The sequence below is a fragment of the Pseudorhodoplanes sp. genome, assembly GCA_032027085.1.
In the GTDB taxonomy this organism is placed as follows: Bacteria; Pseudomonadota; Alphaproteobacteria; order Rhizobiales; family Xanthobacteraceae; genus Pseudorhodoplanes.
In genome coordinates, this window is the sequence record JAVSMS010000001.1 from 2,772,320 (window position 1) to 2,798,091 (window position 25,772).

Below are 25,772 nucleotides of genomic sequence, written 5' to 3' on the forward strand. Positions count from 1 at the left end.
GACACGGATGCAACAGGAAAGCGCAGTTCTTGCCAGCGCAGGCCTCCCCGGAGACATCGCCGATGCTTGGCGTAACGCCCAGCCCGCAATCAGCGGTGATTTCGCGAGGGACGCCAGGGCTTTCTCCGCGTTCTGGCTGGAAGGCGCCGAATTGCGCGCCAAATTGCCGGAAAAGTCGCGACGCAACGCGGCACAGGCGGCAGCCAGCAAGCTGATTTTCGAAGCCGAGCGGACCGCGCGGGAGCAGTTTCTAGCGGCGCACGTCGAGAGCGTCTATGGCAAGCTGACGCACGACTACCGGAATTTCGTGCGCGCCGAGAAACTGGTTTACGACGCCGCCAAGAGCTTTCCCGGCCTGACGCCGGCGCGTGAGGTGGTCGCGCGCGACGACCGCAAGATGCTGAGCGAAAAGGACGGTTTCGAGATCGATCAGGGCATTTTCCTGTCGCGTGTGCTGGGCCATCCCGTCGCCGGCTGGCATTTGCTGCATGCCATGCTGCTACCGCGCGCCGAAACGACCGAACATTTGCAGCATTTCCTGAAACGCGGCGAGATCGATCTTGGCGCGGCGCGGGTGTCGCGCATGGGCAAGGCGTCGGTTCTGGAAATGCACAATCCGCGCTTTCTCAATGCGATGGACGATTCCACTAGTGATCCGATTGAGATCGCAACCGATCTCGCCATTCTCGATCCGGAGACCATGATCGCTGTGCTGCGGGGAGGGGTCGTGGAGAACCCCAAGTATGCAGGCAAAAGGCTGTTCTCCGCCGGCATCAACCTCACTTTGCTGTATCAGGGCAAGATATCGTTCTTGTTTTACATCAGGCACTTGCTCGGATTTGAGAACAAATGGCTGCGCGGCCTAGCGAAACCGGATTTCTCGCCGGACGAACGCGTCGGGCAGACGATCGAGAAGCCCTGGATCGCGGCGGTGGACGGCTTCGCCATTGGCGGTGGCTGCCAGCATCTTCTGGTGATGGATTATATCCTTGCCGCGTCAGATGCTTACATGACTCTGCCGGCGCGCAAGGAGGGCATCATTCCGGGCGCGTCGAACATGCGGCTGCCGCGCTTTGTCGGCGACCGCATCGCGCGGCAGGCGATCATGTATGGGCGCAGGCTCGACTGCGACAGCCCGGAAGGCCGCTTGATATGCGACGAAATTGCCCCGCCAGATCAAATGGATGCGGCGCTGGCGCGGGTGGTGGAGGGGCTGACCAGCGCGGGCGTGGTGAGCGCCGTGGCGAACCGGCGCGGATTCCGCGTGCCACAGGAACCCATTGATATGTTTCTGAATTATGCGTCGGTTTACGCGCGGGAACAGGCCTATTGCCATTTCAGCCCGGCGCTGATCGCCAATCTCGAGCGGAACTGGAACGCGCAAAGCCGCAAGGTGTGAGCCGCGGCGTAACGCACTGTCCGCGCTGGGAAATAAGCGCCATCGCCAGCAATGTTTCACATGAAAAAATTCCTATTGACCCGCTCTTGCGTAGCCGGGGCGGTGCGCCGTTCATGCTCATAGAAACCGCGATCCTCGGTCGCGAGCACGGCGTGAGCACGTGGTCCTCGCAATCCTCGCTCGATCCTCGTAATCCTCGCTCGCGATCCTGCGGACTACGGCTCACACCCCCAGATACGTATCGCGCACGCGCGGGTCGCGGGCGAGATCACGCGCCATCCCGTCGAGCACGATGCGGCCGGTCTCCAGCACATAGGCGCGGTCGGCGATGGCGAGAGCGGCGGCGACATTCTGCTCCACCAGGAGAATGGTGACGCCGTCTTTGCGCAGCGACGATAGCGTCGCCAGAATCTGCTCGACCAGTACCGGGGCAAGGCCCATCGACGGTTCGTCCAGCAACAGCAGGCGCGGATTGCTCATCAGCGCGCGGCCGATCGCCAGCATCTGCTGCTGGCCGCCGGACAAGCCGCCCGCCAGCTGCGCGCGCCTTTCGGCAAGCACGGGGAATAATGAATAGACACGCTCAAGATCGCGGGCGATATGCGCGTCGCGGCGGGCAAAGGCGCCGAGCCTAAGATTGTCCGCGATCGACAGCGGGGTGAACACCTGCCGGCCTTCCGGCACCTGGGCGATGCCGCGCACCACGCGCACATGCGCGGGCATGTGATTGATGGTTTCGCCTTCAAAGATGACCGAGCCCGACGCAATCGGCTGCACGCCGGAAATCGCGCGCAACAGCGTTGTCTTGCCGGCACCGTTGTTGCCGACCAAGGTGACGATCTCGCCGGCCACGACGTTGATCGACACGCCGTGCAGCGCCTCAATCCGGTCGTAGCGGCTGACGAGCCTGTCAATCCTGAGCACGATGCGCCTCCGCGGTGCCGAGATAGGCGGCGATCACCGCCTCGTTGGCGCGCACCTCCGCGGCCTTGCCTTCGGTGAGCGTGCGGCCCTGATCCAGCACATGAATGCGGCTGGAAATCTTCATCACCAGCTTCATGTTATGCTCGACGAGCACGACGGTTACGCCGGATGCCGCAATCTTTTGAATGAGCAGGTCGAGATCGTCGGCCTCGGCCGTGTTGCAGCCGGCGGCCGGCTCGTCGAGCAGCAATATTTTCGGCTCCGTCGCCAGCGCCCGCGCGATTTCAAGCCGGCGCAAGCCGCCATAGGGCAGGGTGCCGGCGATGCGTGATGCCGCAGACGACAGGCCGACAAAATCCAGAAGCTCTTGCGCCTTCTCGCGGGTGATCTCGTTCTGCCGCCGCACCGAGGGCAGAGGAAAGAGATGCGCCAGCGTGTTGTGGCTTTCATGCAGATGCCGCCCGACCATGACGTTTTCCAGCGCGGTCATGCGAAAGAAGATCTGCAGGTTCTGGAAGGTGCGCGACAGGCCGTGTCTGGCGAGAAGATGTGGCTCTAGGGCGGTGACATCTTCACCGCGCAGAGACACCCGGCCGCGTTTCGGGACATAGACCCCGGAAATGATGTTGAACAGGGTGGTCTTGCCGGCGCCGTTGGGGCCGATGATCGCGAAGATTTCCCCTTCCTCGACGGAGAACGACACGCCGTCGACGGCTTTGACGCCGCCAAAGGTGATCCCGATGTCGTGGACGCTGAGCAGGGTCATGATGACGGCAGCCTGCGCATGATCAGCCGGGCGAGCGAGGGCACGATCCCCGCCGGCAGGAAGATCATGAACACGATCATGATAAGGCCGAGCGCGATGTGCTCGTAATCGTGGAACACGGTCAGCAATTGCGGCAGCACGACGAGAACCGCGGCGCCGACAAGACTGCCGAGGATGGAGCCGAGCCCGCCGAGCACCGCCATGGTGACGAATTCGATGGAGCGCAGGAAGCCGGCGGTTGCGGGCGTCACCAGCGCGTCGAACAGCGCGAGATAGGCGCCGGCGACGGCGGCATAGACCGCCGAGATCACAAAGACGATCAGCTTGTAGCGGGCGACATCGATCCCCAGCACGCGCGACGCCACTTCGCTGTCATGGATGGCGCGCAAGGCGCGGCCGGTCGGGCTGTTGATGATGTTGACGGCGATCCAGGAGGCGATGACCAGCGTCACGCCCGATAGCCAGTACCAGCTCTGCGATCCGCGCACGCGCCAGCCGAACAGCTCAAGGCGCTGCACCGGCATGCCGTCGGGACCGCCGGTGAAACGCGCTTCATTGGTGAAGACCATCGCGATCAGCAGGCCCATGCCGAGCGTTGCGACGGCGAGATAATGACCGCGCAGTTTCAGAATTGGCCGTCCGATGAGAAAAGCGAGACCACCCGCGGCGAGGGGGCCGATCAGCAGCGCGGCCCAGGACGGAATGCCGAAATGCGCCGGTCCGACCGCGACGGCATAGGCGCCGATGCCGAAAAAGCCGGCATGACCGAGGCTGACCTGGCCGGCAAAGCCCATCAGCAGATTGAGACCGACGACCGCGAGCGCAAAGATGAAGACCAAAGCGGCGATGCGCAGATGGAAGGTCGAGGGTACAAGGAACGGGATGATCGCAACGAGAAGCGCCGTGAGGATGACAACGCTGTGACCGCTTTTAAGGAGGCGCCGCATCGTCACACCCGCTCGACGCCGGCGCGGCCGAACAGTCCCTGCGGCATCGCGAACAACACGCCGAGGATGACGAGGAAGGCGATGGCGTCCTTGTATTGCGAGGAAATATAGCCGGCGCCGAATGCTTCCAGCAGGCCGACGATCAGGCCGCCGACCACGGCGCCGAGCGGGTTGCCCATGCCGCCCAGCATGGCGGCGGCAAAGCCTTTCAGCGCCAGCAGGGTGCCGACGTCATAATTCGTCAGGGTGATCGGCGTGACCAGAATGCCGCCGACGGCGCCGATGGCGGCCGACAGCCCGAAGGACAGCGCCAGCACCGAGGAGATGTTGATGCCGACGAGCCGCGCCGCAATGCGGTTGGCCGCGGCTGCGACCATGGCCTTGCCGATCAATGTCCGCTCCATGAACAGCCACAGCAGCACGACAATGATGCCGGTGCCGATGAGCACCACCACGCTCTGCGGCAGCAGGGCGGCGCCGCCAATCTGCCATGGGCCGCCGCCGATGAAGGGTGGAAGGCTGTGGAAATTCTTGTCGAACACCACGGCGGCGAGACCGCGCAGCAGAATTGAGGCGCCAATGGTGATGATAATGAGCGTGACAGCGGATGCGCCGCGCGCCGGCTCGATCGCCAATCGGTGCAGCAAAAGACCGACGGCGACGGCGACGACGACCGCGAGCAGGGCGGCGAGCGGCAGCGGCACGCCGGCGGCCGCCGCGAAGACCGTGATCATGCCGCCCAGCATGACGAATTCGCCCTGGGCGAAGTTGATCACGTCGGAGGCGTTGTAGATCAGCGTGAAGCCGACCGCGACCAGCGCATAGATGGCGCCGACTGTGAGACCGGAAAACACGAATTGCAGGAATTCGGCCACTTTACCCTCCCCTGGAGGGGGCGGACAGTCGCATCTGGACCACGCGTTCCATGGGTCACCTCCCCCTGAAAGGGGGAGGTCGGCGCGTCAGCGCCGGGTGGGGGTCGGAAACGCGCGGGCTGTGCCAACGCGGACGATACTGCACCGGCGCTGAGCTTAGCTCGCCGATCTTCGCAGCGATGACTTCCAGTACACCGTTCAGGTTTTCGGTGACATCCGAATTCCAAAAGCGGAGGACTGTCACGCCCCTTTGCTTCAGCCAATCGTCGCGTTCGCGGTCGCGTATTCCCATTTGGGTATGTTGGCCTCCGTCGAGCTCAACAGCGAGGGCCAAAGCAGGGCAGTAAAAATCTAGAATGTAGCGCCCGGCTGGATGCTGTCGGCGAAAATGCGTGTTGCATATCTGGCCGTTTCTCAGCCGCTGCCACAGGCGCATCTCCACATCAGTTCCGTCGCGACGCAATTTTCGGGCAAGGCCCGTTTTGTCGAGCGTGCGATTGAAGCGGGACATATGATGACCCCCACCCGGCGAGCTTACGCTCGCCGACCTCCCCCTTGCAGGGGGAGGTTAGCCGAGTCCGTCGCGAAACTCACGGCCCGGCCGCGATCAGTGTCGTGTAACTCACGACCCGGCCGCGACCAGCGTCCAGTCGCCGTTCTTGATCTCCAGCATGCGGAAGGCCGAGAGATCGAGACCCAGGTGGTCGGTGGGCGACATGTTGACGACACCGCCGGTGCCCATGAAGTTCCTGGTCTTCTCGATCTCGTCGCGGACTTTCGCCTTGTCGGCGCTCTTGGCGCGCTTCATCGCGTCCACCAGGATCATCAAGCCATCATACATATGGCCGCCGAAGGTCGAGACCGGCTGGCCGGTCTTGGCTTCGTAGGTCTTCTTGTAGTCGACCACGACTTTCTTCTGCGGATCGTTGTCGGGCAGCTTTTCCGCGACCAGCAAGGCGGCAGCCGGCAGACGCACTCCGTCGGCGGCAGGGCCCGCCAGCTCGATGAACTGCTTCGAGCCGACGCCATGGCTCTGATAGAGCGGGTAGGGAATGCCGAGCTGACGATAATTGCGCGTCACGATCGCCGGGCCCTGGCCGAAGCCGGGATTGACCACGGCCTGCACGCCGGCCTTGCCCTTGATGTTGGTCAGCTGCGGCGTCATGTCGTTGTCGCGCGGCTGATAGGTTTCCTCGTGCACGACCTCGATGCCGTATTTCTTGGTCACGGTCATGCACTGGCTATGCATCGATTTGCCAAAGGCATCCGCGCCGGAGATCATGGCGATCTTGGTCAGGTTGCGCTTCTTGAGATCCTCGAAAATCTTCTCGCAGGCCATGAGGTCGGTGTGGGGGGTCTTGAAGATCCATTTCTTGACCGGATGCACTGCCTGCACCGCGCCGGCGAAATTGATCAGCGGAATCTCCGCGTCTTCGGCGAGCGGAATGATCGCCATGGTGGTCGCGGTGGTGGAGCCCGCGAGCAGGGCATCGACCTTATCCTGCTCGATCAGGCGGGTGCCGAAGGTGCGGGCCTGGTTGGGATCGCTGGCATCATCATAGACGAACAGCTTGATCTGCTGGCCGTTGACGCCGCCCTTGGCGTTGATGTCGGCGACATACATTTCCAGGGTCTTCTTCTCGGGATCACCCAGGAACGAGGCGGGGCCGGTGACGGACAGCACGGCGCCGATCTTGATTTCGGCCTGCGCGGAACTTGCTGCAATGCAAAAGGCAGCAGCCGCAAACAGCCTGGATAGCGAACGTTTCATTGAAATCCTCCCATCTTTTGACCGGACCGTTCTGTGACGGCTTTGCGGTCATGCTTCCATGATTGGCAGTTCTGATCAACGTCTCGTTAGGGGTGAGCCTTCACGCCGCGGCGGATTGGCCGATGCGCCGGGCGACGCGTGGCATCACTTCCTCCGCCATCAGCCGCATCGAGTCATGCACCTTCGCTTCGGCGAGGAAGCCGAAATTCTGCAGGGTCATGATATGCGTGACGCCCATCCGATAGAGCTCGACGATCTTGTCGACGACGGTATCGACCGAGCCGAACAGGCCGAGCTCGCTGCGCATGATGTCGTCATAGGTCTGCCGCTTCGCGTAGAGGCGGGTGGCGACATAGAGATCGAAGGCGTCGGCGGCGTTCTTCCGGCAGGCCTCGTCGCTCTCGGCGACATGGGTGTGGAAGGCGAAGATGTTGTCATAGGGCTGCGGCGGGACGCTGCTCTCGCTGCGGCCCTTCTTGAACTCGCCGACAAAGGCGGTCATGTCAGCGAAACGGTCGAGCGAAGCATAGGGCACGCAGACGATATTGTTGCCCTGCTTGCCGACATGATAGGCGGCCTCGCGCGCCAGGATCGCGACATAGATCGGGATCGCGGGCTGCACCGGCACGACGTTGAGCTGCACATCCTTGACGGTGTGATACACGCCCTCATAACTGAAGCGCTTCCCCGACAGAGCCAGTTTCAGGACAGCGAGATTTTCGTCGAAACGCGTGCGCTTTTCCGCCGGCGCCACGGCGTAGCCCTCAAATTCGTGTTTCAGATATCCGGAACCGACGCCGAGAATGGCGCGGCCGTTCGAGAGCACGTCCACCATCGCGTAGCTCTCGGCGACGGTGAGCGGATGGTGGAAGGTGAGGACGGAGATGGCTGGGCCGAGCCGCAATGTCCTCGTGCGCTGCGCAAGCGCCGACAGCATTACCGCCGGGTTCGGCACCGTGCCGTATTCGTGAAAGTGATGCTCGGCGACGAAGAAGGCGTCATAGCCGAGCTGGTCCGCGAGTTCGCCCTGGCGCAGCACCTGTGCGTAAAGTTCGGTAACGGTGCGGGCGCGATCAGGGTAATGGTCCTGCACCGAGAAATAGGACAAACGCATCGGAGGTTGCGTGTCAGCCGCGCCGGCGCCCATGGCATTTCCTCTTTTTCTATATTATGCAATTTATTTCATAAATTAGAATAGTGCCGACCAGCCTTGTCAAGCGGCGGCGCGGGCCGGGATGGGCGGGCAATGATCAAGAAGCAGCAGCAGGGGATCCAGTCGGTCGAAATCGGCGCGCGCGTCCTGAAGGCGCTGGCGGCGATGCCTGCTGATGCGAGTTTGAAGAGTATCGCGGAAGCGAGCGGCATGGCCGCGTCGACTGCGCATCGCTATCTCGTCAGCCTTGGGCGCGCGGGTCTCGTCGAGCAGGACCCGGTGAGCGGACAATATGGCCTGGGAATCGGCGCGCTGGAGATCGGATTGACCGCGCTCGGCCGCATCGACGCCGTCAAGATCGGAACCGCGGCGCTGACCAAGCTGCGCAGCGAGGTCGACGCCAATGCGCTGCTTGCGGTGTGGGGCACGCATGGCGCGACCGTGATCCGCTTTGTCGAAGCAAGCCAGCCGGTGACGGTCTCCGTGCGCGTCGGCTCAGTCATGCCGCTGCTGACATCGGCGACCGGCCGCGCCTTTCTCGCCTGGCGCGACGATGAGCGCGTTCGAAAACTTGCATCGGAAGAGCAGGCGCGGCGCTCGAAGCAGAAACTTGAATCAATCGATGCCGATGCGATCCGCAACGAGACGCGCAAGCGCGGACTGGCGCGCGTCGAAGGTCATCTGATGGCCGGCATTTCCGGACTGGCGGCGCCGATCCTCGCGCATGACGGCCATGCTGTGATGGTGTTGACCGCGTTCGGCATGCAGCCCGTGTTCGATGCACGCTGGAACGGACACGTGGCGGAGACATTGCGCAGCATCGCTGCCGAAGCAAGCCGTCGCCTGGGGCCGCCGGTCTGACGAACTGCCTTGCGCGAATCTGCAGAGACATTCCAGCGCGTGCATGTGAGCGCGCTAGTGCGCCTGTATCATTGTGGCGCAATGGTGCGATGCTGCAGTCGCCTGCGTTCACTGGTATCAACATGATGCACATGCCAGCATCATGGTAGTGGCGCACGTTGGATCATGATGCGTGTTGAGCGCGCGCATGATGTTTAATTTTTTCGCAATCGGTACTCAGGTGACTTATCGCGCGATGTAAGTTCCAGATTCTCACTAACAGCGAAGAATCTGCATTGCTGTGCCAAACCTTCGACAAATTCGGACGGCTGAATTTCATTCGGGATGGATGAACGAACGCGCGATCGTCGAATGACACATGACGGTCGCATGTGATCGGTAGCCTCTTCGAGTTACGTCTCGCCAGGTGTGAGTTGCAAACGCGGGTTGCCTTAAGCGAGATGACGGGGATCATGCGGCGACAATGATCAGGGGACAGTTTGTGAGCGCGATCGCTATCATCGGATTGGTCGCCGGCGGATGCGATGGGCCGAGAGGAACAGTCTCGGCGGCAGACGCCATGGCGAGCGCGCAACAGGCATCTGTGTACCGGCTCTCGCCGGGCGACAAGGTCAAGGTGACGGTCTTCAACGAGCCGGACCTGACGGGGGAATTTCAGGTCAATGATTCCGGCAATGTCGCTTTCCCGCTGGCGGGTGAAGTTCCCGCTGCGGGACAGAGCGTCGACGAGTTTAAGGGGTCGCTGACCAGGACGCTCAACGGGCGCTATGTGAAGAACCCGCGCGTGGCGGTGGAGGTGGTGACTTATCGGCCATTCAATGTGGTCGGCGAAGTGCGCAATGCGGGACAATATCCGTATCGGCCGGGCATGACGGTGCAGGACGCCGTCGCCATGGCCGGAGGCTACACCTATCGCGCCAACACGCGCACGCTCTATGTGCGTCGCGCCGACGCCAGCGGCGAGCGCACGGTGCGAACGGACGGCGAGCGCGTCACGGTTCTGCCGGGCGACAATATCCGGGTGCCGGAACGCTACTTCTAAGAAATTGAAGGGGACGAAATGCGCTGCACGATCAAGTCGAGTTGCGAGGCTTAAAGCGCGCGGGAGCTACGGCGCTTTCGCCTGCGGATGCCGTCACCGGCATCGCTTGATTTCACGATGAACAGAATTGGACGCGGACGTTGTCATGTCCGCGAACGATGGATGCTGTTCTCAATCGGAGACTGGATGTTCGCCACGAGGAAAAACGAAACGCACGAACGGAACGGAGAGACGCGCACCGCATTAGCACACGCTCGGAACTGAAGCGCAGAAACAAAGCGCAACAAGAAAGAGACCGCGGCCGGGGAAACGCAAGGAGCACAGGATCGCTTGTCTTGGTGCCAGTGGTAATGACGAGGGGTCTGCATTCGTTGTTGGTGGAGTCGCTGCTTGCGAATTGGGTGGATCGTGGTTGTAGGATTAACAGTGACCAGCACGGCCGGCTTCGGTGAGGAGGCGCTGCCGGACTATGAGCTGTCGCGGCTGCCGGTGCGGGACCGGCCGCATCCCGAATATGACGCGATCGGCTATCGGCTCGGCGACATCTTCTTCTATCCGCAACTGCTGGCGACCGCGCGTTACGATTCCAATGTCTATGCCAGCGAAACAAATGCGCAGGCCGATTGGTCGGCAATTCTGTCGCCTCAGCTCACCGTCGTCTATGGCCGCGGCACACCGGGAGCGCAATTCAGTCCCTCGCGCTTTTCCTACAAGCTCGATCTCGGCGCCGACATCTATCGCTATCGCGAGCTGAAGGGCGAAAACCGGGTCGATGGCGGAGCAAGGCTCGCCACCAACTGGGAAATCACCCACGACCTGGAACTCGATACAAAATTCGAGGCGGCGCGTAAGCATATCGAGCGCGGCGAATCCGGGTCGCCGATCACAGCCGCGGAGCCGGTGCCCTATAACGATCTGCGCGGCGAGGCCACGCTGACGAAGACGCTGGGGCGCTTTGGGGTGGCGCTGAATGCCGGCATCAGGAACCTCACCTACGAGAATGTCGATTCCTTCGACGGCACCGTGCTCGACCAGAGCGGGCGCGACGGGACGATCTACTCGACCTATATCAAGCCATTCTACGAATTCTCTCCCGGTTACCGCGCGTTCGTTCGCATGGGAGGAAACCGGCGGGATTATGCCGCGACCGGCACCGAGAACCGGAATTCGGACGGCTACGACGTGCGCGGCGGTCTGGATTTCGTCATCACGCCGCTGATCTCCGGCAGCGCCGAGGTCGGCTACATGTCGCAATCCTATGAAAACCCGCTCATTGCACCGGTTGACGGATTTTCGTTCAAGGGCGAGTTGGTCTGGCTCGCCACGGCGCTGATCACCGTCAAGGCGGCAGCCGAGCGCTCCATCGCGGAAACACTCACGCCGGGGTTCGGGCCGCGGCTTGATACGGCCTTCAAGGCGCAGATCGATTATGAGCTGCTGCGCAACGTCATTGTCTTTGGCAGCGCGTCATTCAAGAACGAGGATTTTCAGGATTCTCCGCGCAATGACGAGGTGATTCGTCTGTCCACCGGAGTGGACTACGCCATGAACCGGCATCTGCGGGTCGGCGCGCGCTACGATTTCATCAGCCGCGATTCCTCGCTGCCTGTCTTCAGCTTCGACAAACATGTGGTGATGTTCAATGTTACAGCGCAACATTGACCATTATTCCGTCGTCAGCCGGCCCGCACTGGTGCGGGCGCAGCCGCGCCGTCACGAGGCCGAAACTGATGCGGTCATCGAGATTATCCGCTGCCTACGTCGGAATGCGAAGCTGATCATCGCGACGACGGTGATCGGAACTGCGATCGCGATCGCGGCTATTCTCACCATCACCCCGCAATACCGGGCGACGGTCGCCGTCCTGGTCGATCCGCGCCAGACCAAGCTGCTGCAGGATGCGGAAGTGGTCGGACGTCCCGGCACCGATAACGGCGCCATCGAGAGCGAAGTGGAGCTGCTGCAATCCGATGCGCTGACCCGGGAGGTGGCCGAGAAGCTCAATCTGCGCAGCGACGATGAATTCGGCGCGCCGGACGGCTTTCTGGCACGGCTGAAATCAGTAGTAATGCTGCCCTTTCGCACGGTGTTCGGGTCGCACAGTTCAGGCGATCCGCTCGCCGGCGTCATCGACCGGCTGCAGAAAGCGACCAGCGCCAAGCGCCGCGGGCTGACCTATGTGATCGAGCTGAATGCCTGGTCGCGCGAAGCCGACAAGTCGGCGAAGATCGCCAATACATTTGCCGAGCTCTATCTGGCGGACCAGATCGCCGCAAAAGCCGATGTGACGAAGCGCGCCAGCGAATGGCTCAACGGGCGCGTGGAGGAAATGCGCGGGCGGCTGGCCGCCTCCGAAAAGGCGCTGGAGGCCTACAAGGCGGAGGCTGGGCTGTTCGATCCCGGCGGCGAAAACCTGTCGGACCGGCAGATCGGCCAACTCACCGACCAACTGGTCGACGCCCGCGCCAAGGCCGCCGCCGCCCGCTCCAAATATGAACAGCTCAGGCAGGTCACGCCGGAGCGCCTGCGCTCGGCGGCCGCCTCGGTCGACGTGCTGCAGTCATCGGTGGTGTCCAATCTGCGCGGACAATATGCCGACGCGGCACGCCAGCAGGCCGAGCGGGAAGCGCGTTACGGATCGGGGCATCCCGCGGTGACGACCGGCCGTGCGCAGGTGGCCGATCTGGAGCGGCAGATCACCGCGGAAATCAGCCGGATCGTGACCAGCGCGAAGAGCGAATATGAAATCGCGAAAGCGCGCCAGGAATCGCTGGAAGCGAGTCTCGACGAGCTGAAGGAGCGGGCGGCGCAATACAATCAGGCGAGCGTGCGCCTGCGCGAACTCGACCGCGATGTGCAGGCCAACCGCGATCTGTTCCAATCCTTCCTCGCCCGCGCGAAACAGACGTCCGAACTCAGCATGCAAATTCCGGATTCGCGCGTGGTGTCGCCGGCGCGGGTGCCGACCGCGGCGAGCTATCCGAAGAAGGGGCTGGTTCTTGGCCTCGGCCTGTTCGGCAGTCTCGGGTTGGGGATTGCCTTGGCACTGGCGCGCGACGCCTTTGGCCGCGGCTTCCGCCGCCCAGTCGAGCTTGAGCGCGAATTTGGATTGCAGCCACTGGCGTCGATCCCGCGCGTGATGGCGGAGCCCAGCCGGCCGCAGCGGCCGCTGCTGACGGGATTCAATTTGCGCAACCTGCGGGCCAGAAGGCTGGATGACGCGAACGAATGGGGTGTCGACGGCTTGCTGGGCGACGTGGTGATCGAACAGCCGGAATCCGCATTCTCGGAAAGCATCCGCACGCTTTATCTCAGCCTGAAACAGCAGGCCTCCGACCGCCAGATCGGGGTGGTGCTGGTGACCTCGGCGCTTCCGGGTGAAGGCAAGTCGACGGTCGCGCTCAACCTCGCGCGCACGGCGGCGCAGGCCAGCGACAATGTGCTGCTGATCGACGGCGATCTGCGCCGCCCGGCGCTTGCACGTGCACTGAATTTGCCCGGCGATATCGGCCTTGCCGATCTTCTGGCCGGCCGCAGCGATCTCAAATCGGCGGTGAAGCACGAGCCGCGCACCAATCTCTATGCCATTGCCGGCGGGCGGGGCGTGTCCGGCGCCAACGCGCTGTCGCTGCTGACATCGCTGCGGATGAAGCGGCTGGTCGATCATGCGCGCGACATCTTCGATCTCGTGGTCGTCGATGCATCGCCGCTCTTGCCGGTCGCGGACGCGCGGTTGCTGCTGGAGCAGGCCGACGGCGCGGTCATGGTCGTCGCCTCCGAGCGCACGAGTCGCGACGCGGTGACAGCCGCCCTGCAGGAGAATCCGGAGCTTGCCGACAAGATCGTCGGCGTTGTGCTGAACGGCGCCGCCGACGAGTTCGACCGCTATTACGGGGACCAGACGGTCTCGATCAACATCAAGTCCTAGGCAGGTGGCATGCACATCGATCGACGCTTGAATTCCAAGGTGACGACGGCGACCCGCTTTTCGGCCGATTACGACTGGGCGGAGCCGCCGGCGTCGCGTGAATGGACCCGGCGCTTGTCGGCCCGCAACCTGTGGCGGGCGGCGACGGCGCAGCAATCGCCTTTCGCATTTCTGGCGCCGCTGGCGAAGCTGCAGCAGGCGCTGACGCTGAACGCGCGCACCCTTCCGATATTCGCCGCCGTCGCCGAGTTCATCATTCTCGCCGCCGTCACCTTCGAAGCGGGCGCGGTCTATCACTATGCAATGTTCGACCATCTGCCCTGGCCGGTCTTTTATCTCCTCGCCGTCCTCGGGCTGGTCGGCGGCTTTGTCCTGCAATGCAGCCTGGCGCGCGATCACTCCATCAAGCGGCTGCCGGATGCGCGCGAACAGCTTCGTTCGGTGTTCAAGCACTGGAATATCGCGTTTTCCGTCTTTGTCGTCGTCCTGTTCATGATCCAGGCGACGGATTTTTATTCGCGCGGTTCCATCATTTCGCAATATCTCGCGGGGCTTGCTGCCGCGATCTTCCTGCGGCTCGCCATGTCGCGCATCGTCGATCATTGGCTTACGCGCGGCGTGATCCGCGGGCGCAAGGTGGTGGCGATCGGCCTTGCCGCCAACATGAAGGATTTTCTGGAAAGGGTGCGGCAGGACGGCCCCGGCGCCGAGATCGTGGATACGATCGCGCTGGCGCCGGATCTGCCGCACGACGAGGACGAGGTTCTGCGCCGCCTGGAGACGTTGGCGCGGCGCGTTCAGATCGACGAGATCGTGATCGCGCTGCCGTGGCGGCAGCATGAGCGCGTCCGCGCCTTGGTCGAGCGGCTGTCGACCATCCCGGCCACCATTCATCTGGCGCCTGACCCGAGCTGGGTCTGGATCCGCGAGCCGGTTCTGGCGCGGGTGGGGCGGACGCATACGCTGCGCCTGTCGCGCGCGCCGCTGACCCAGAAGGATCGCGGCCTCAAGCGGATTTTCGATATCCTGGTGGCGAGCGGCCTCTTGCTCGCTGCGACGCCGCTGCTGGCGCTGATCGCCGTCGCCATCAAGATCGATTCGCCGGGGCCGGTGCTGTTCCGGCAGCGGCGCAACGGCTTCAACCAGCGCGAATTCCGGGTGTTCAAGTTCCGCACCATGACCACGCTCGATGACGGCGACGTGGTGCGGCAGGCGCAGGTCAATGACAGCCGCGTCACCCGCGTCGGCCGCTTACTCCGCCGCACCAATCTCGACGAGGTGCCGCAACTCATCAACGTGATCCTCGGCGACATGTCGCTGGTCGGTCCGCGCCCGCACGCCGTCGCGCACAACAACGAATACGAGGAGCGTATCCGCCTCTATGCCCGCCGCCACAACGTCAAGCCCGGCATCACCGGCTGGGCGCAGGTGAACGGTCTGCGCGGAGAAACCTCCACCATCGACAAGATGGTGCGGCGGGTCGAGCACGACCTTTATTACATCGATCATTGGTCGGTGATGTTTGATCTCAAGATCATGCTGATGACGTTGTTTTCGCCGAGGTCCTATCGCAATGCGTATTAAATCGCCTCACGCCGTTCTCAGGATCAATGCCGTTTCGCACGCCGCCGGCGAGCGCGACCGCGATGGGTATGTGCCGGTCGCCGTGCGGGAGCCCAAGCGCGGTCTGTTGCGGGCCATCCTGCTGCAGATCCGCCGCGTGCTGATCCGCCTGCGCTGGCTTTATTTCGTCAAGGTCTGGAAGATGAGCATCGATCCGACCGCGCATTTTTCGCTGCGCGTCGAGCTCGATCGTACGCATCCCTCGGGCATTCACATCGGCCGGGAGAGCTATGTCGCCTTCGGCGCCGTGATCCTGACCCATGACATGACCCGCGGCCTTTACGCCGACACGCGCGTCGGCGAGCGGTGCTTCATCGGCGCCTACAGCATCCTGATGCCAGGCGTCAGCATCGGCGACAACTCGATCGTCGGCGCCGGCAGCGTGGTCACGCGCGATGTGCCGCCCGGCTGCATCGTCGCAGGAAATCCGGCGCGCATCGTGCGCAGCGGCATCAAGACCTATCGCTTCGGATGTCTGTGGGATTGGGAAACGATGTCGCCGGACAGTCCGGCGCGCGGCGATCCATAGCGTCAATTCTGGGGTTCAGGGGCAGGCCAATCTGTGAACGGGACCGGCAAGAACGCCGTCCGCCCGAACGGGAGAGGCTTGCCCGGTTGAATATGGAAGTTCAGTCGAGGAGGACGGCAGGAATGCGAGCGGAATTTCTCGGGATTCCCATCGATGTGTTGACATTCGAGGAGACGGTCTCGGCGGCGATCGACGCCATGCTGACGCGCAAGACGACGCATCACGTCGCCATGAACGTCGCCAAGCTGGTAAAGGCGCGGCACGATCCGGAGCTTTATCGCGACGTCAGCGAAAGCAATATTGTCGGCATCGACGGCATGGGCATCGTCTGGGGCGCGCGGGCGCTCGGCATTTCCGTGCCGCACCGGGTGCCGGGCGTGGACCTGATGGAGCGCCTGCTCGCGATCTGCGCCGCGCATGATTTCCGGCCCTATTTCCTCGGCGCGCGCCGGAGCGTGCTGGATCGCGCGGTGGTGAATGCGCTGCATCGCTGGCCGGGCCTGACCTTTGCCGGCTATCGCGACGGCTATTTCACGCCCGAGAACGAGGCGCAGGTGGTCGAGGACATTCGCTTCTGCGCGCCGGATTGCCTCTTCATCGGCATGCCGACGCCGCGCAAGGAACGTTTTCTGCATCAATACCGCGACGCGCTGGGCGTGCCGTTCATCATGGGCGTCGGCGGCGGTATCGATGTTCTCGCCGGGCATGTCCGGCGCGCGCCGCAGGGCGTGCAGCGGGCGGGCCTGGAATGGCTGTACCGCACCTGGCAGGAGCCGCGGCGGATGTGGTGGCGCTATGCTTCCACCAACGCGGTATTCGCCGGCCTGCTCGGCAAAGCGATGATCGCGCGCGCCATGGGGCGCGGCGGCGTTGCCAATCATGTGCGGGGAGGCCACGCATGAATATTCTCGTAGCCTTCGGTACGCGCCCGGAAGCGATCAAGCTGTTTCCGGTGATCCATGCGCTGAAACGCGATCCCGATTTCAACGTTACGGTCTGCGTCACCGCGCAGCACCGGCAAATCCTGGATCAGGTGCTGCAGATCGCCAATATCGCGCCCGATCTTGATCTCGACATCATGCAGCCGAACCAGTCGCTGCCGCAGATGACTTCGCGCATTCTCAAGGGATTCGATGAGGTGCTGCAGGAGGTCGCACCAGATCGCGTGATGGTGCAGGGCGACACCACGACGGCGATGGCGGCGGCGCTGTCGGCCTTCTACCACAAAATCCCGGTCGATCATGTGGAGGCGGGATTACGCTCGGGCGACATCTATTCGCCCTGGCCAGAAGAGGTGAATCGCAAGGTGGTCGGCTCGATCGCGGCGTTGCATTTCGCGCCGACCGAGCGGGCGGCGGAGGCGCTGGCGAACGAGAATGTGCCGCGCGAGCGGATTTTCGTTACCGGCAACACCGTCATCGATGCGTTGTTGCAGACGCAACAGCGGATCGAGGTGTTTTCCGATTTGTGCGAGCGCATCGACGATGAAGTGCTGGATGGCGGACGCAAGGGGCGCCTCGTACTGGTGACCGCGCACCGGCGCGAGAATTTCGACGGCGGCATGGAGCGCATCGCCGCCGCCCTGCTGCAGATCGTGGAACGTGAGGATGTGACGGTGATCTTCCCCGTGCATCCCAATCCGAATGTGCTGGCGCCGATGCGCGCCATGCTCGGCGATCATCCGCGCATCCGGCTGCTGCCACCACAGGATTACGTGCCCTTCGTGCGACTGTTGTCGCGTTGCGACGTGGTGCTCACCGATTCCGGCGGCGTGCAGGAAGAGGCGCCGGCGCTTGGCAAGCCGGTGCTGGTGATGCGCAACACGACGGAGCGGCCGGAGGGCGTGGAGGCTGGAACAGCGCTGCTCGTCGGCACAGATCCCAAGCTGATTGCGCGCGAGACGCTGCGGCTGCTCGATGATCACGCGCATTATCAGCGGATGAGCCGCGCGCACAACCCGTTCGGCGATGGCCGCGCCAGCCAGCGCATCATCCGCATTCTTTCCAAGGAAACCCTGATCAAGAGCAATCCGGAGTTGAAACATGCATCCTGAAGTCTCCTCGGTCTGTGTGCTGGGTCTCGGCTATATCGGATTGCCGACGGCGGCGTTGATCGCGAGCCGCGGCATCCGCGTGGTCGGCGTCGATACCAACCCCGCGGTGGTGGCGACGGTCGGCGACGGCCGTATCCACATCGCCGAAGCCGATCTCGACGGGTTGGTGCAGAAATGCGTCGTATCCGGCCGGCTGGTGCCGCGCAGCGAGCCGGAGCGCGCGGATGTGTTCCTGATCGCGGTGCCGACGCCGCTCTCCGGCAACAAGAAGCCGGTCGTCGATCACGTGTTCAGCGCGGTGCGCTCGATCGCCCCGTATCTGACGCCGGGCAGCCTGGTGATCCTGGAATCCACATGTCCTATCGGAACGACCGAGCAGATCTGCGACATTCTCGCCAAACTGCGGCCCGAACTGACCTTCCCCGATGTGAACGATCCCGGAGCCGAGGCGGATGTCTGCATCGCCTATTGCCCGGAACGGGTCTTGCCGGGGCGCATCCTGATCGAACTGGTGCAGAACGACCGCTGCGTCGGCGGCCTGACGCCGCGTTGCGCCAACCGCGCTCGGCAATTCTATGAATTGTTCGTGCGAGGAACCTGCATCGAGACGCATGCGCGCACGGCGGAAATGGTCAAGCTTACCGAGAACGCCTATCGCGACACTAATATCGCCTTCGCCAACGAGCTGTCGGTGATTTGCGATCATGTGGACGTCAATGTCTGGGATGTGATCGAACTCGCCAACCGGCATCCGCGCGTCAATATCCTCAAGCCCGGTCCCGGCGTCGGCGGCCATTGCATCGCGGTCGATCCGTGGTTCATCGTCGATGCCGCGCCGCATGACGCGCGGCTGATCCGCATGTCGCGTGAGGTCAATGACGGCAAGGCGCGTTACGTCACTGAACAGGCCAAGCAGTTGATCGAAGCGTATCCGGATCGGTCGGTGGCCTGCCTTGGGCTTGCCTTCAAGGCCAATGTCGACGATCTGCGCGAGAGCCCGGCACTGGAAATTGCCGAGAATCTGGCCGCGACCTATCGCGGCAGGATTTCCGTCGTGGAGCCGTTCATTGACGGGCTGCCATCCTCCTTGTCCGAGCACGGCGTGCGCAAGATCGATCTGGACCATGCCTTGAAGGAGGCCGGAATTCTGATCGTACTGGTCGATCATGAAGCGTTCCGGCGCGTCTCCTCGCATCAGCGCAACGGGGCAGTCATCTACGACACGCGGGGGATCTGGCGTCGATGAAAATAGAATCGGCTGTAGTTCAGGATCCGGATGGATCGCCGGCGGTCGTGCCGAGCGTGCCGCTGCCGGAAAGCGCGCCCAACACGGCAGGGGCGGAGGTGCAGGGCATTGTCCGGCTGCACAAGGTGTCGCGCCGGCTGCTGGATCTGCGGTTTCGCCGTTTGTCGCGGCTCATCGAACAGGTGATCCGGTTCGTTTACGCCGCGCGCATCCCGGCGGAAGCGGACATCGATCCGAGCGTGCATTTCAGTCACAACGCCCTGGCCGTCGTGATCACCAAGGAGGCGACTATCGGTCCGCGCTGCCAGATCGGAATGCATGTCCTGCTCGGCAGCAACTGGCCGCGGAAAGGTGGTCCGCGTCTCGAGCAGGATGTGGTCGTCATGTGCGGCGCGAAGATCCTTGGGCCGGTCACGATCGGGCGCGGCAGCGTGATCGGCGCCAATGCAGTTGTGCTGAAGGACGTGCCGCCGCATGCGCTGGTGGCAGGGGTGCCTGGTGTGATTAAGAGAACAGGCATCCGCATCGAGGATTACAGGATACCGGTCGGAATTCCGGATTGAGAAGGTGCCCCTTCATTGTCATGCCCCGCAAAAGCGGCGCATGACAAAGGTAACTAGGCGGCGACACCGGCGAGCAGACTGCAATATTGCGCAGCGATCGCGGGCGACCGCAGATGCTCGAACGCGCCCTCCTGCTGCAACCGCGCGATTGTCGCCTTGAGCGGCCGCTCGTTGGCGACAAGAAAGCGCAGACCGCGTGCGACGTCCTCGACGGATTCCGGATTGGCCCTGTAGCCAATGGGGTGATCCCCGAACAGCCCGTCGATGCCGCGATCCTGCGACCACAGGATCGGCAGGCCGGCCAGCACCGCCTCGACATGCACCATCCCGTAGGTTTCGCGGCGCGGCGCCATGACGAAGGCGGTGTAACCGTTCATCAGATGCTGCACCTGATTGTGAGGAGCCTGGCCCATCAGACGCACGATCTTGATCGCGCCGGCTCTCCGCAGAATTTCGGACACGGCATTGATGGAGGCATCGCGTCCCGTCCCGTAAATATCGAGGGTCAGGCCCGGAATATCGCCGGCGGCCTCGACCGCCGCTTTTGCCAAAATATCGAGACCTTTACGCTTCCAGCTATCGAGGTGGAACACGCTGACCAGGCGCGGCGAATAGCTTGGTTCGGGCCGGATGACTTTGTCGCCGGCGGTGATCACCGGCAGAACCGGCATCTTGTCTTTCGGCTGATTGAGGACGCGGGAAAAATAGTCGGCGGTCCACGGCGCCGCCGGCAGCATCAATTCGGCATTCGCCGCGATCTCGCGATAACGCCGGCGCAGGCCGGGCTTGTATTCAAAAATCTTGATGTCGGTATCCCCCCACAAACTGCAGATGAAGGGGCGGCGGGCATTCTCGGCGACGTCGGCCGCGACCAGCCCTTCAACGGAAAATTTGTGGCCATGAATGAGATCCGGCGCGATCCCGCGTTTCTGCAGGTCTTGGGCAATGGCGCCGGCAACCGGCTTGAGGAAGCGCGCCAGCCCCAAACCATAGGGCGGTGCTCCATAGGTGATCGCCGCGTGGCCATCGCCGAAATGGGTCAGCGCAACGCCACGATGCCAAGGCACGCGATTGAGCGAATAGACGACGTGCCGGAATCCGGGGCTGGCCGTCAGCAGATTGGCGACGGCCCTGGTCTTCCCGGGCACCAGCGGATCAGGAAAATCGGCGCTGATATGAATAATCGTCTTCATAGTCTTGAATCCCAGATCCGGTCGGCAGCGATACCGCGATGGCAAAAGCGAGGGAGCAGACATTCGCAAGCGTGGTGAAGCCGCTGGATTCGGTGATGCCGTTGAGCAGCACGAAGGCCACCATGGCGAAGGTGACGCGGTCCCTGTAGATGATCGCCCGCAGAATCACGCCCATCACGGTGAGCGTGAAGAGAATGACTCCGACCCAGCCTGTGGTGAGCAGGAGCTGCAGCATCAGGTTATGCGCGTGGGATGTTGTGAAGCCGATTTCGTTCACGTATTGCGGCAGCACGAAAACAGAGCTCGCATAGCCGTAACCCATCCAGGGCTGCGCTTCGACGAGCTTGAGGACGCCGTACCAGATGTCGGTGCGGCCAGTGAATGACGTCACTTCGCCGACATCGCCGCTGCGCGACACCGCCTTCAGCAAAGTCTCCTGACCGAAGGGCAGAATGACAGCGAGCAGGAGAATGGCGACCGAGATCAAGAACAGCCCGGCATAGAGGCGCCGCCAGGTGAATGTATAAGTAGCGAGCAGGATGATGACGACCACGGCCAGCGGCGCGCGGGAATTGGTCATCAGCAACGCGGCGCCGCACAGTAGCACGGAGAGCGGAACGATGAGCCGGCTGATCCGGTGCAGATCGCGTGCGTAGAGGCCGGTCACCACCAGACCGAAGGCGGCGAGCAGCGCCATATTATTGGCGCTGCCGGCGATGCCGGCGAGGCGGGGGCTGACGAAGCGCTCCTCGTTGACCCAGTAGACATAGTGACCGAATTCAGGAAGCGTGTAATAGACGACGATCGACACCCCGCAGAACAGGATCATCGACAGAAGCATGGTGGCGAAAACGGTGACAGGATCGAATTTGGAGAAGGTATAAGCCGAGAAAACAACGCAGGCGAAAATGGTGAAGGCGGACGCGGCCGTATAAGCCGGGTTGGGAGACACCAGCGTCGTTGCGAACAGCCAAGCCAGGAAGAAAGCGCAGGGCAAGTTGACCGGATTACGCAAGAGGCCGATCCAGCGCCGGGCGTGCAGGAGCGCGATGGCTGCGACCATGATCCAGACGCCGATCTTGATAAGGACCTGGAAATCGACGTCCTTGTCCTGATAGTCGCGGACGCGGAACACGGCCTGCATCAGGAAGGTCGCACAGAACAGAAGGGTCAATGTGGCCGTGCGGCTGCCATGCAGGATACCCCAGAGCAGCACGACGCCGCTGGCCACAAGGGGCGCGGCGGCGATTGCGATCACGGCCGACGGTTCGAAGGCCAGCGTCGCGGTGAAGAAGGCAAGCCCTAGCAAGGCAACGAGCAGAGTTTCGCGCCCGATCATGGTCATGGCCGGGTCCCCCGCAGGAGGCGAATGAACGTGCCGCTCACGGCCAGGAACCAGCCAAGCGCGCAGGCGAGAATGGCGCCGGTCTCAAAATAGGCGATGATCAGCGGAAGGCTGGCGGCAATCGCAACAATCGAAGCAATTCCCCGCAACTGGAAATAGCGCAGGAAATCTCGCCGTGCATAGACGAGCGACTCCAGCGGCATCGCGACGCTCAACAACACGTAAGCCGGAATCCAGGCGAGCAGGGCGGGGACGAAATCGGCGAATTTCGGCCCATAGGTGAGCGCAAGCAGACGATCGGCGAACAATCCGGCCATCGCGCAGAAAGCGATGGCCACACAGGCATACAGCGCGGCCAGTGTGATGGTGACGGCAAAGGTTTCGCGCGTGTAAGGCTGCTTCGCCACGTCCGAGAACATCGATTTATCGGCGATGTCGAGGCCGCGCAGGATGATCTGCAGCGGCTGCAGCAGACTGCGGGCGGCGACAAAGGCGGCGGCATGAATGGGCGCCGCCAATGCGCCCAACAGCAGCAGCGGCACGTGGTTGTAGCCGGTATAAGTCAGCGTCGCCGCCGCCGACCAGCCGCCGTAGCGCGCAATGTCGAGCCGCAGCAGGCGGGCGCCCTTGCGCCAGGCTGGCCGTCCGGCGACGGCGATCAGCGACAAAGCATGCAGGATCATCGCGCCGCCAAGAACGAACAGCAGCGTTTCATAGTCAAGACGATGCGCCAGCGCGCCGCCGGCGAGGAGAAGCGAAACCAGCGCGTACCAGCCGGCGCTGGCCAGGAGAAACCATGGCTTGCCGATCTTGATTAGAAAGGCCCTTGAAAATTCCAGCTCGATGTAAACGACGAGGCAGACCACGCTGGCCGCGGTGATCATGTGGCCGTAGCGGCTGACGCCGAGAAGAGACGCACCGCCGATGGCCGCTGCGCCCGCCACCAGAACCGCCAGTAGCATGATGAATTGTTCGGCCAATACCGCCTGGTGACGCTGACGGATCCGCTCATGCGGCCGCAGCATCAGCGGAATGGTGACGGCGTGCCGCTGCAGGGCCTGCACCATCAATCCGATCGAGAGCCCGATGCCGTAGGAGGCGAATTCCTCTGCTGAGAAAGCGCGGCCGATCGCAATCGTCAGCCCGAAATTCGTTAGGGATACGACGACCTGGTCGCCGACGGCGGCGAGCCGCGCGACCGACATCCGAGAACGCTCGCGCAGAGCGGCCGCGGTGGCCTGCATTTTTGTCACCGCGGTGCTCATTATGCGTTCACCGTCACGGCGCGGTCACTGACCCGTTTGACGGCCGGTCATTCGCCGGCTTGCGGCACAGAAAGATCTTTTCGCCGCGCGAGAGACCGTGCCGGGAGACGAAAGGCTCGACGGCGGTATATTCATCCACCTTGAAGCCTGGAAGGCCGAGCCGCAGCCGCGCGTCGCTGCCGAAGAAGCGGGCGTGATCGTGCTGGCCGAAATAAAGCAGGCGCTCGTCGGGCTCGGATTTTGTGGGATCCTCGAATGTCTCCGACCAGCCTTCCACGATCGGGAACATGGCGATCAGCAGCCCGCCCGGCTTGATCACGCGGTAGAGCTCTGCAATGGCCGCGCGATCGTCGACATGCTCGAGCACGTGCAGGCAAATCACGACATCGAAGGCGTTGTCTTCGATCGTCAATGCTTCGATATTCTCCCTGCGGTCGACGCCTTCGGCGAAAAGATCGGCGGTAACATAAGACTTTGGCGATTGCTCGAGAACGAGCTTGCGCACGGCGATCTCCGGCGCGAAATGCAGGACAGTCTTACCGGCGAAGAAGTTGTGGTCGCGGTCGGCGAGATAGAGCAGACGATGCCGTTCCAGCGAACCGCATTGCGGACAATAGACGTCGCAGACATACGGATAGCCGTAGCCCAGAAACTTGCCGTGGTAACCACAAAGCGGGCATTCGCGCGGGAACTTGCCAAACGCGTTCCGGACTGATCGCGACAGAAATCGCAACGAGCGAATATAAGTTCGCAGCATCAATGGCCCTCCGCCACCATGTTGTGGGGCAAATCTGTTGGAAGAGTGTGGTATCGTGAGGATCGGCGGCTTGCGTGGCGAAAGTGCGACAAAGTTCGGCTGATCCGATGACTGCGATTCATTTGAATGCGGATTCGAAAAAGACAGCTGCCTGACATGAAGCTGTCCTACTTCATTGCTAACAAAACCTCTCCGCAGTCGGCGACAAGGTTGGTTCAATGACACCATCGCATTCGATGTTGGCATCAGCGTACCGTTTTCGTCCGTGCATCGTTCTTCTTGTCATGGTCATGACGGCGACAAGCGCGTCGGCCTTGGAGATGCGTCGCGCCGTCAACGTTGCGCAATGGTTCACATGGCCGCGCTATGAGGCGCCGCCCGCGACCGGGATCATGTGGCCGCCCTACAAGGAGACTCCGCGGCCATTGGACAGCGGCGACTTGCAGGCGCTGAAACAGGCCGGATTCGATACGGTGCGTTTGCCGGTCGATCCCGCGCCGTTTTTCGTGTTTGAAGGCGAGCGGCGCGAGACCGTGTATCGCATGCTGTTCGAGGCGATCGGACGCATTCAGGCGGCGGAGCTGAATGTCATCGTCGATCTGCATCCGAACAGCCGGCATCCGGTCTGGGGGCAGCATGCCGTGGTCAAAGGCGTCGACGCACCGGCCTTTGTGCAATTGTCCGGCGTGGTCGAGGAGATGGCGCGCCGGCTGTCGCGTCACAATGTACATAAAGTGGCGCTGGAGCTGATCAACGAACCGCGCCTGAAATGCAAAGGCGAGGAACAGTCGCACTGGGAAACACTGCTCGTGCATCTTGTGCAGCGCGCCCGCAAGGCGGCGCCCGATCTCACGCTGGTGGTGACCGGCTCCTGTATCTCAACGCTCGACGGCCTGATTGCGCTGGAGCCGAAAAAGCTGGGCGACAAGAATCTGATTTACACCTTCCATTATTATGAGCCGTTTAGCTTCACGCATCAGGGCGCGGCCTTCATTCCCTGGCCGGACAAATATCTTGACGAAGTGCCGTGGCCGGCGAATGCCCGGCCGATCGACGCATCGATGCAGAAGATCGAGGACCATGTCGCGCGCGCGAAGAATCTTGATGCGGCGGCTCGCATCAAGGCGGCGCTCGGGGCGCAGATCAATCTCAAGAAATTCCATGCCAGCGGCGCCGGCCGCCAACTGATCGAAGACCGCTTCGCGCTGGTTTCAAAATGGGCGAAGCACAATGGCATCCCGCCGTCGCGGATTCTGATCGGGGAGTTTGGCGTGCTGCGCAAGAACGGCGACGCACCCGGGGCGCTTTGCGAAGACCGGATTCGCTGGCTCACCGATGTGCGGCAGACAGCGGACCAGTTCGGCTTTAGCTGGGCCTATTTCAGCTACGACGGACCATTCGCGCTGGTGCGGGACGATCGCAACCGGGAACTGGATGCATCGGTGCTTGGCGCGCTCGGCCTGACGTCACGCAAAGGCGGCTGCGTGAACTGATTATTTTTTTCGATACGCGAAACGCATATCACAACGCAG

General features: G+C 62.6%; 23 protein-coding genes. 12 read left to right on the plus strand and 11 right to left on the minus strand.

Translation table 11 applies throughout. The features are described 5' to 3' along the window. Nucleotides 1-7: 7 nt before the first annotated feature. The gene (locus RO009_13370) at nt 8-1,399 is read left to right on the plus strand and encodes an enoyl-CoA hydratase/isomerase family protein (protein MDT3686018.1); all 1,392 of its coding nucleotides are present in this window, start codon (nt 8-10) and stop codon (nt 1,397-1,399) included. Nucleotides 1,400-1,621: 222 nt separating this feature from the next. Here the strand turns inward: RO009_13370 and RO009_13375 are convergent, their stop codons facing one another. From RO009_13375 to RO009_13405, 7 genes are all read right to left on the minus strand, one after another. Further along, nucleotides 1,622-2,323, minus strand: coding sequence for an ABC transporter ATP-binding protein (locus RO009_13375; protein ID MDT3686019.1), 702 nt, complete (start codon nt 2,321-2,323; stop codon nt 1,622-1,624). Next, on the minus strand, nt 2,310-3,089 hold the full coding sequence (locus RO009_13380) for an ABC transporter ATP-binding protein (protein ID MDT3686020.1): 780 nt from the start codon (nt 3,087-3,089) through the stop codon (nt 2,310-2,312). Before RO009_13380 ends, RO009_13375 begins: the two co-directional genes overlap by 14 nt. Continuing rightward, entirely contained in the window at nt 3,086-4,036 is a 951-nt protein-coding gene (locus tag RO009_13385; GenBank protein MDT3686021.1) for a branched-chain amino acid ABC transporter permease, read from the minus strand. The genes RO009_13380 and RO009_13385 overlap by 4 nt, the downstream gene beginning before the upstream one ends. Before the next feature lie 2 nt (nt 4,037-4,038). Further along, nucleotides 4,039-4,911: a branched-chain amino acid ABC transporter permease gene (locus RO009_13390; GenBank protein ID MDT3686022.1), complete on the minus strand. Its 873-nt coding sequence runs from the start codon at nt 4,909-4,911 to the stop codon at nt 4,039-4,041. A 55-nt stretch (nt 4,912-4,966) separates the two neighbouring features. Next, the gene (locus RO009_13395; protein MDT3686023.1) at nt 4,967-5,422 is read right to left on the minus strand and encodes an endonuclease domain-containing protein; all 456 of its coding nucleotides are present in this window, start codon (nt 5,420-5,422) and stop codon (nt 4,967-4,969) included. A 111-nt stretch (nt 5,423-5,533) separates the two neighbouring features. Continuing rightward, a complete protein-coding gene (locus RO009_13400; protein MDT3686024.1) occupies nt 5,534-6,682 on the minus strand; it encodes an ABC transporter substrate-binding protein in 1,149 nt (382 codons plus the stop codon). 100 nt (nt 6,683-6,782) lie between these two features. After that, nucleotides 6,783-7,829, minus strand: coding sequence for an LLM class flavin-dependent oxidoreductase (locus RO009_13405; protein MDT3686025.1), 1,047 nt, complete (start codon nt 7,827-7,829; stop codon nt 6,783-6,785). A gap of 99 nt (nt 7,830-7,928) precedes the next feature. On the opposite strand from RO009_13405, the gene RO009_13410 reads away from it, so the two are divergent. The 10 genes from RO009_13410 (at nt 7,929) to RO009_13455 (ending at nt 19,680) form a co-directional block, all read left to right on the plus strand. Continuing rightward, nucleotides 7,929-8,696 carry an IclR family transcriptional regulator gene (locus RO009_13410; GenBank protein MDT3686026.1) on the plus strand — a complete coding sequence of 256 codons (768 nt, stop codon included), beginning with the start codon at nt 7,929-7,931 and terminating at the stop codon, nt 8,694-8,696. 481 nt (nt 8,697-9,177) lie between these two features. Next, nucleotides 9,178-9,738 carry a polysaccharide biosynthesis/export family protein gene (locus RO009_13415; protein MDT3686027.1) on the plus strand — a complete coding sequence of 187 codons (561 nt, stop codon included), beginning with the start codon at nt 9,178-9,180 and terminating at the stop codon, nt 9,736-9,738. Nucleotides 9,739-10,164: 426 nt separating this feature from the next. Continuing rightward, nucleotides 10,165-11,400 carry an outer membrane beta-barrel protein gene (locus RO009_13420; GenBank protein MDT3686028.1) on the plus strand — a complete coding sequence of 412 codons (1,236 nt, stop codon included), beginning with the start codon at nt 10,165-10,167 and terminating at the stop codon, nt 11,398-11,400. Then, on the plus strand, nt 11,381-13,666 hold the full coding sequence (locus tag RO009_13425; protein ID MDT3686029.1) for a polysaccharide biosynthesis tyrosine autokinase: 2,286 nt from the start codon (nt 11,381-11,383) through the stop codon (nt 13,664-13,666). Before RO009_13420 ends, RO009_13425 begins: the two co-directional genes overlap by 20 nt. 9 nt (nt 13,667-13,675) lie before the next feature. Next, nucleotides 13,676-15,250, plus strand: a complete 1,575-nt coding sequence (locus tag RO009_13430; protein MDT3686030.1) for an undecaprenyl-phosphate glucose phosphotransferase — start codon at nt 13,676-13,678, stop codon at nt 15,248-15,250. Continuing rightward, complete coding sequence (locus RO009_13435; GenBank protein ID MDT3686031.1) at nt 15,240-15,818, plus strand: acyltransferase; 579 nt, start codon at nt 15,240-15,242, stop codon at nt 15,816-15,818. The genes RO009_13430 and RO009_13435 overlap by 11 nt, the downstream gene beginning before the upstream one ends. Before the next feature lie 122 nt (nt 15,819-15,940). After that, nucleotides 15,941-16,720, plus strand: a complete 780-nt coding sequence (locus RO009_13440; protein MDT3686032.1) for a WecB/TagA/CpsF family glycosyltransferase — start codon at nt 15,941-15,943, stop codon at nt 16,718-16,720. Beyond that, nucleotides 16,717-17,871, plus strand: a complete 1,155-nt coding sequence (gene wecB, locus RO009_13445) for a UDP-N-acetylglucosamine 2-epimerase (non-hydrolyzing) (protein MDT3686033.1) — start codon at nt 16,717-16,719, stop codon at nt 17,869-17,871. Before RO009_13440 ends, wecB begins: the two co-directional genes overlap by 4 nt. Continuing rightward, the gene (gene wecC / locus RO009_13450) at nt 17,861-19,117 is read left to right on the plus strand and encodes a UDP-N-acetyl-D-mannosamine dehydrogenase (protein MDT3686034.1); all 1,257 of its coding nucleotides are present in this window, start codon (nt 17,861-17,863) and stop codon (nt 19,115-19,117) included. The genes wecB and wecC overlap by 11 nt, the downstream gene beginning before the upstream one ends. After that, nucleotides 19,114-19,680, plus strand: coding sequence for a hypothetical protein (locus RO009_13455; protein MDT3686035.1), 567 nt, complete (start codon nt 19,114-19,116; stop codon nt 19,678-19,680). Before wecC ends, RO009_13455 begins: the two co-directional genes overlap by 4 nt. A gap of 53 nt (nt 19,681-19,733) precedes the next feature. Here the strand turns inward: RO009_13455 and RO009_13460 are convergent, their stop codons facing one another. The 4 genes from RO009_13460 to RO009_13475 are packed head-to-tail and all read right to left on the minus strand — an operon-like array spanning nt 19,734 to nt 24,240. Next, on the minus strand, nt 19,734-20,873 hold the full coding sequence (locus tag RO009_13460; protein MDT3686036.1) for a glycosyltransferase: 1,140 nt from the start codon (nt 20,871-20,873) through the stop codon (nt 19,734-19,736). Then, nucleotides 20,836-22,218 carry an O-antigen ligase family protein gene (locus tag RO009_13465; protein MDT3686037.1) on the minus strand — a complete coding sequence of 461 codons (1,383 nt, stop codon included), beginning with the start codon at nt 22,216-22,218 and terminating at the stop codon, nt 20,836-20,838. The genes RO009_13460 and RO009_13465 overlap by 38 nt, the downstream gene beginning before the upstream one ends. After that, nucleotides 22,215-23,462: a hypothetical protein gene (locus RO009_13470; protein MDT3686038.1), complete on the minus strand. Its 1,248-nt coding sequence runs from the start codon at nt 23,460-23,462 to the stop codon at nt 22,215-22,217. The genes RO009_13465 and RO009_13470 overlap by 4 nt, the downstream gene beginning before the upstream one ends. A 34-nt stretch (nt 23,463-23,496) precedes the next feature. Then, on the minus strand, nt 23,497-24,240 hold the full coding sequence (locus RO009_13475; GenBank protein MDT3686039.1) for a class I SAM-dependent methyltransferase: 744 nt from the start codon (nt 24,238-24,240) through the stop codon (nt 23,497-23,499). A gap of 320 nt (nt 24,241-24,560) precedes the next feature. On the opposite strand from RO009_13475, the gene RO009_13480 reads away from it, so the two are divergent. Further along, nucleotides 24,561-25,733, plus strand: coding sequence for a cellulase family glycosylhydrolase (locus tag RO009_13480; GenBank protein MDT3686040.1), 1,173 nt, complete (start codon nt 24,561-24,563; stop codon nt 25,731-25,733). Nucleotides 25,734-25,772: the final 39 nt, after the last annotated feature.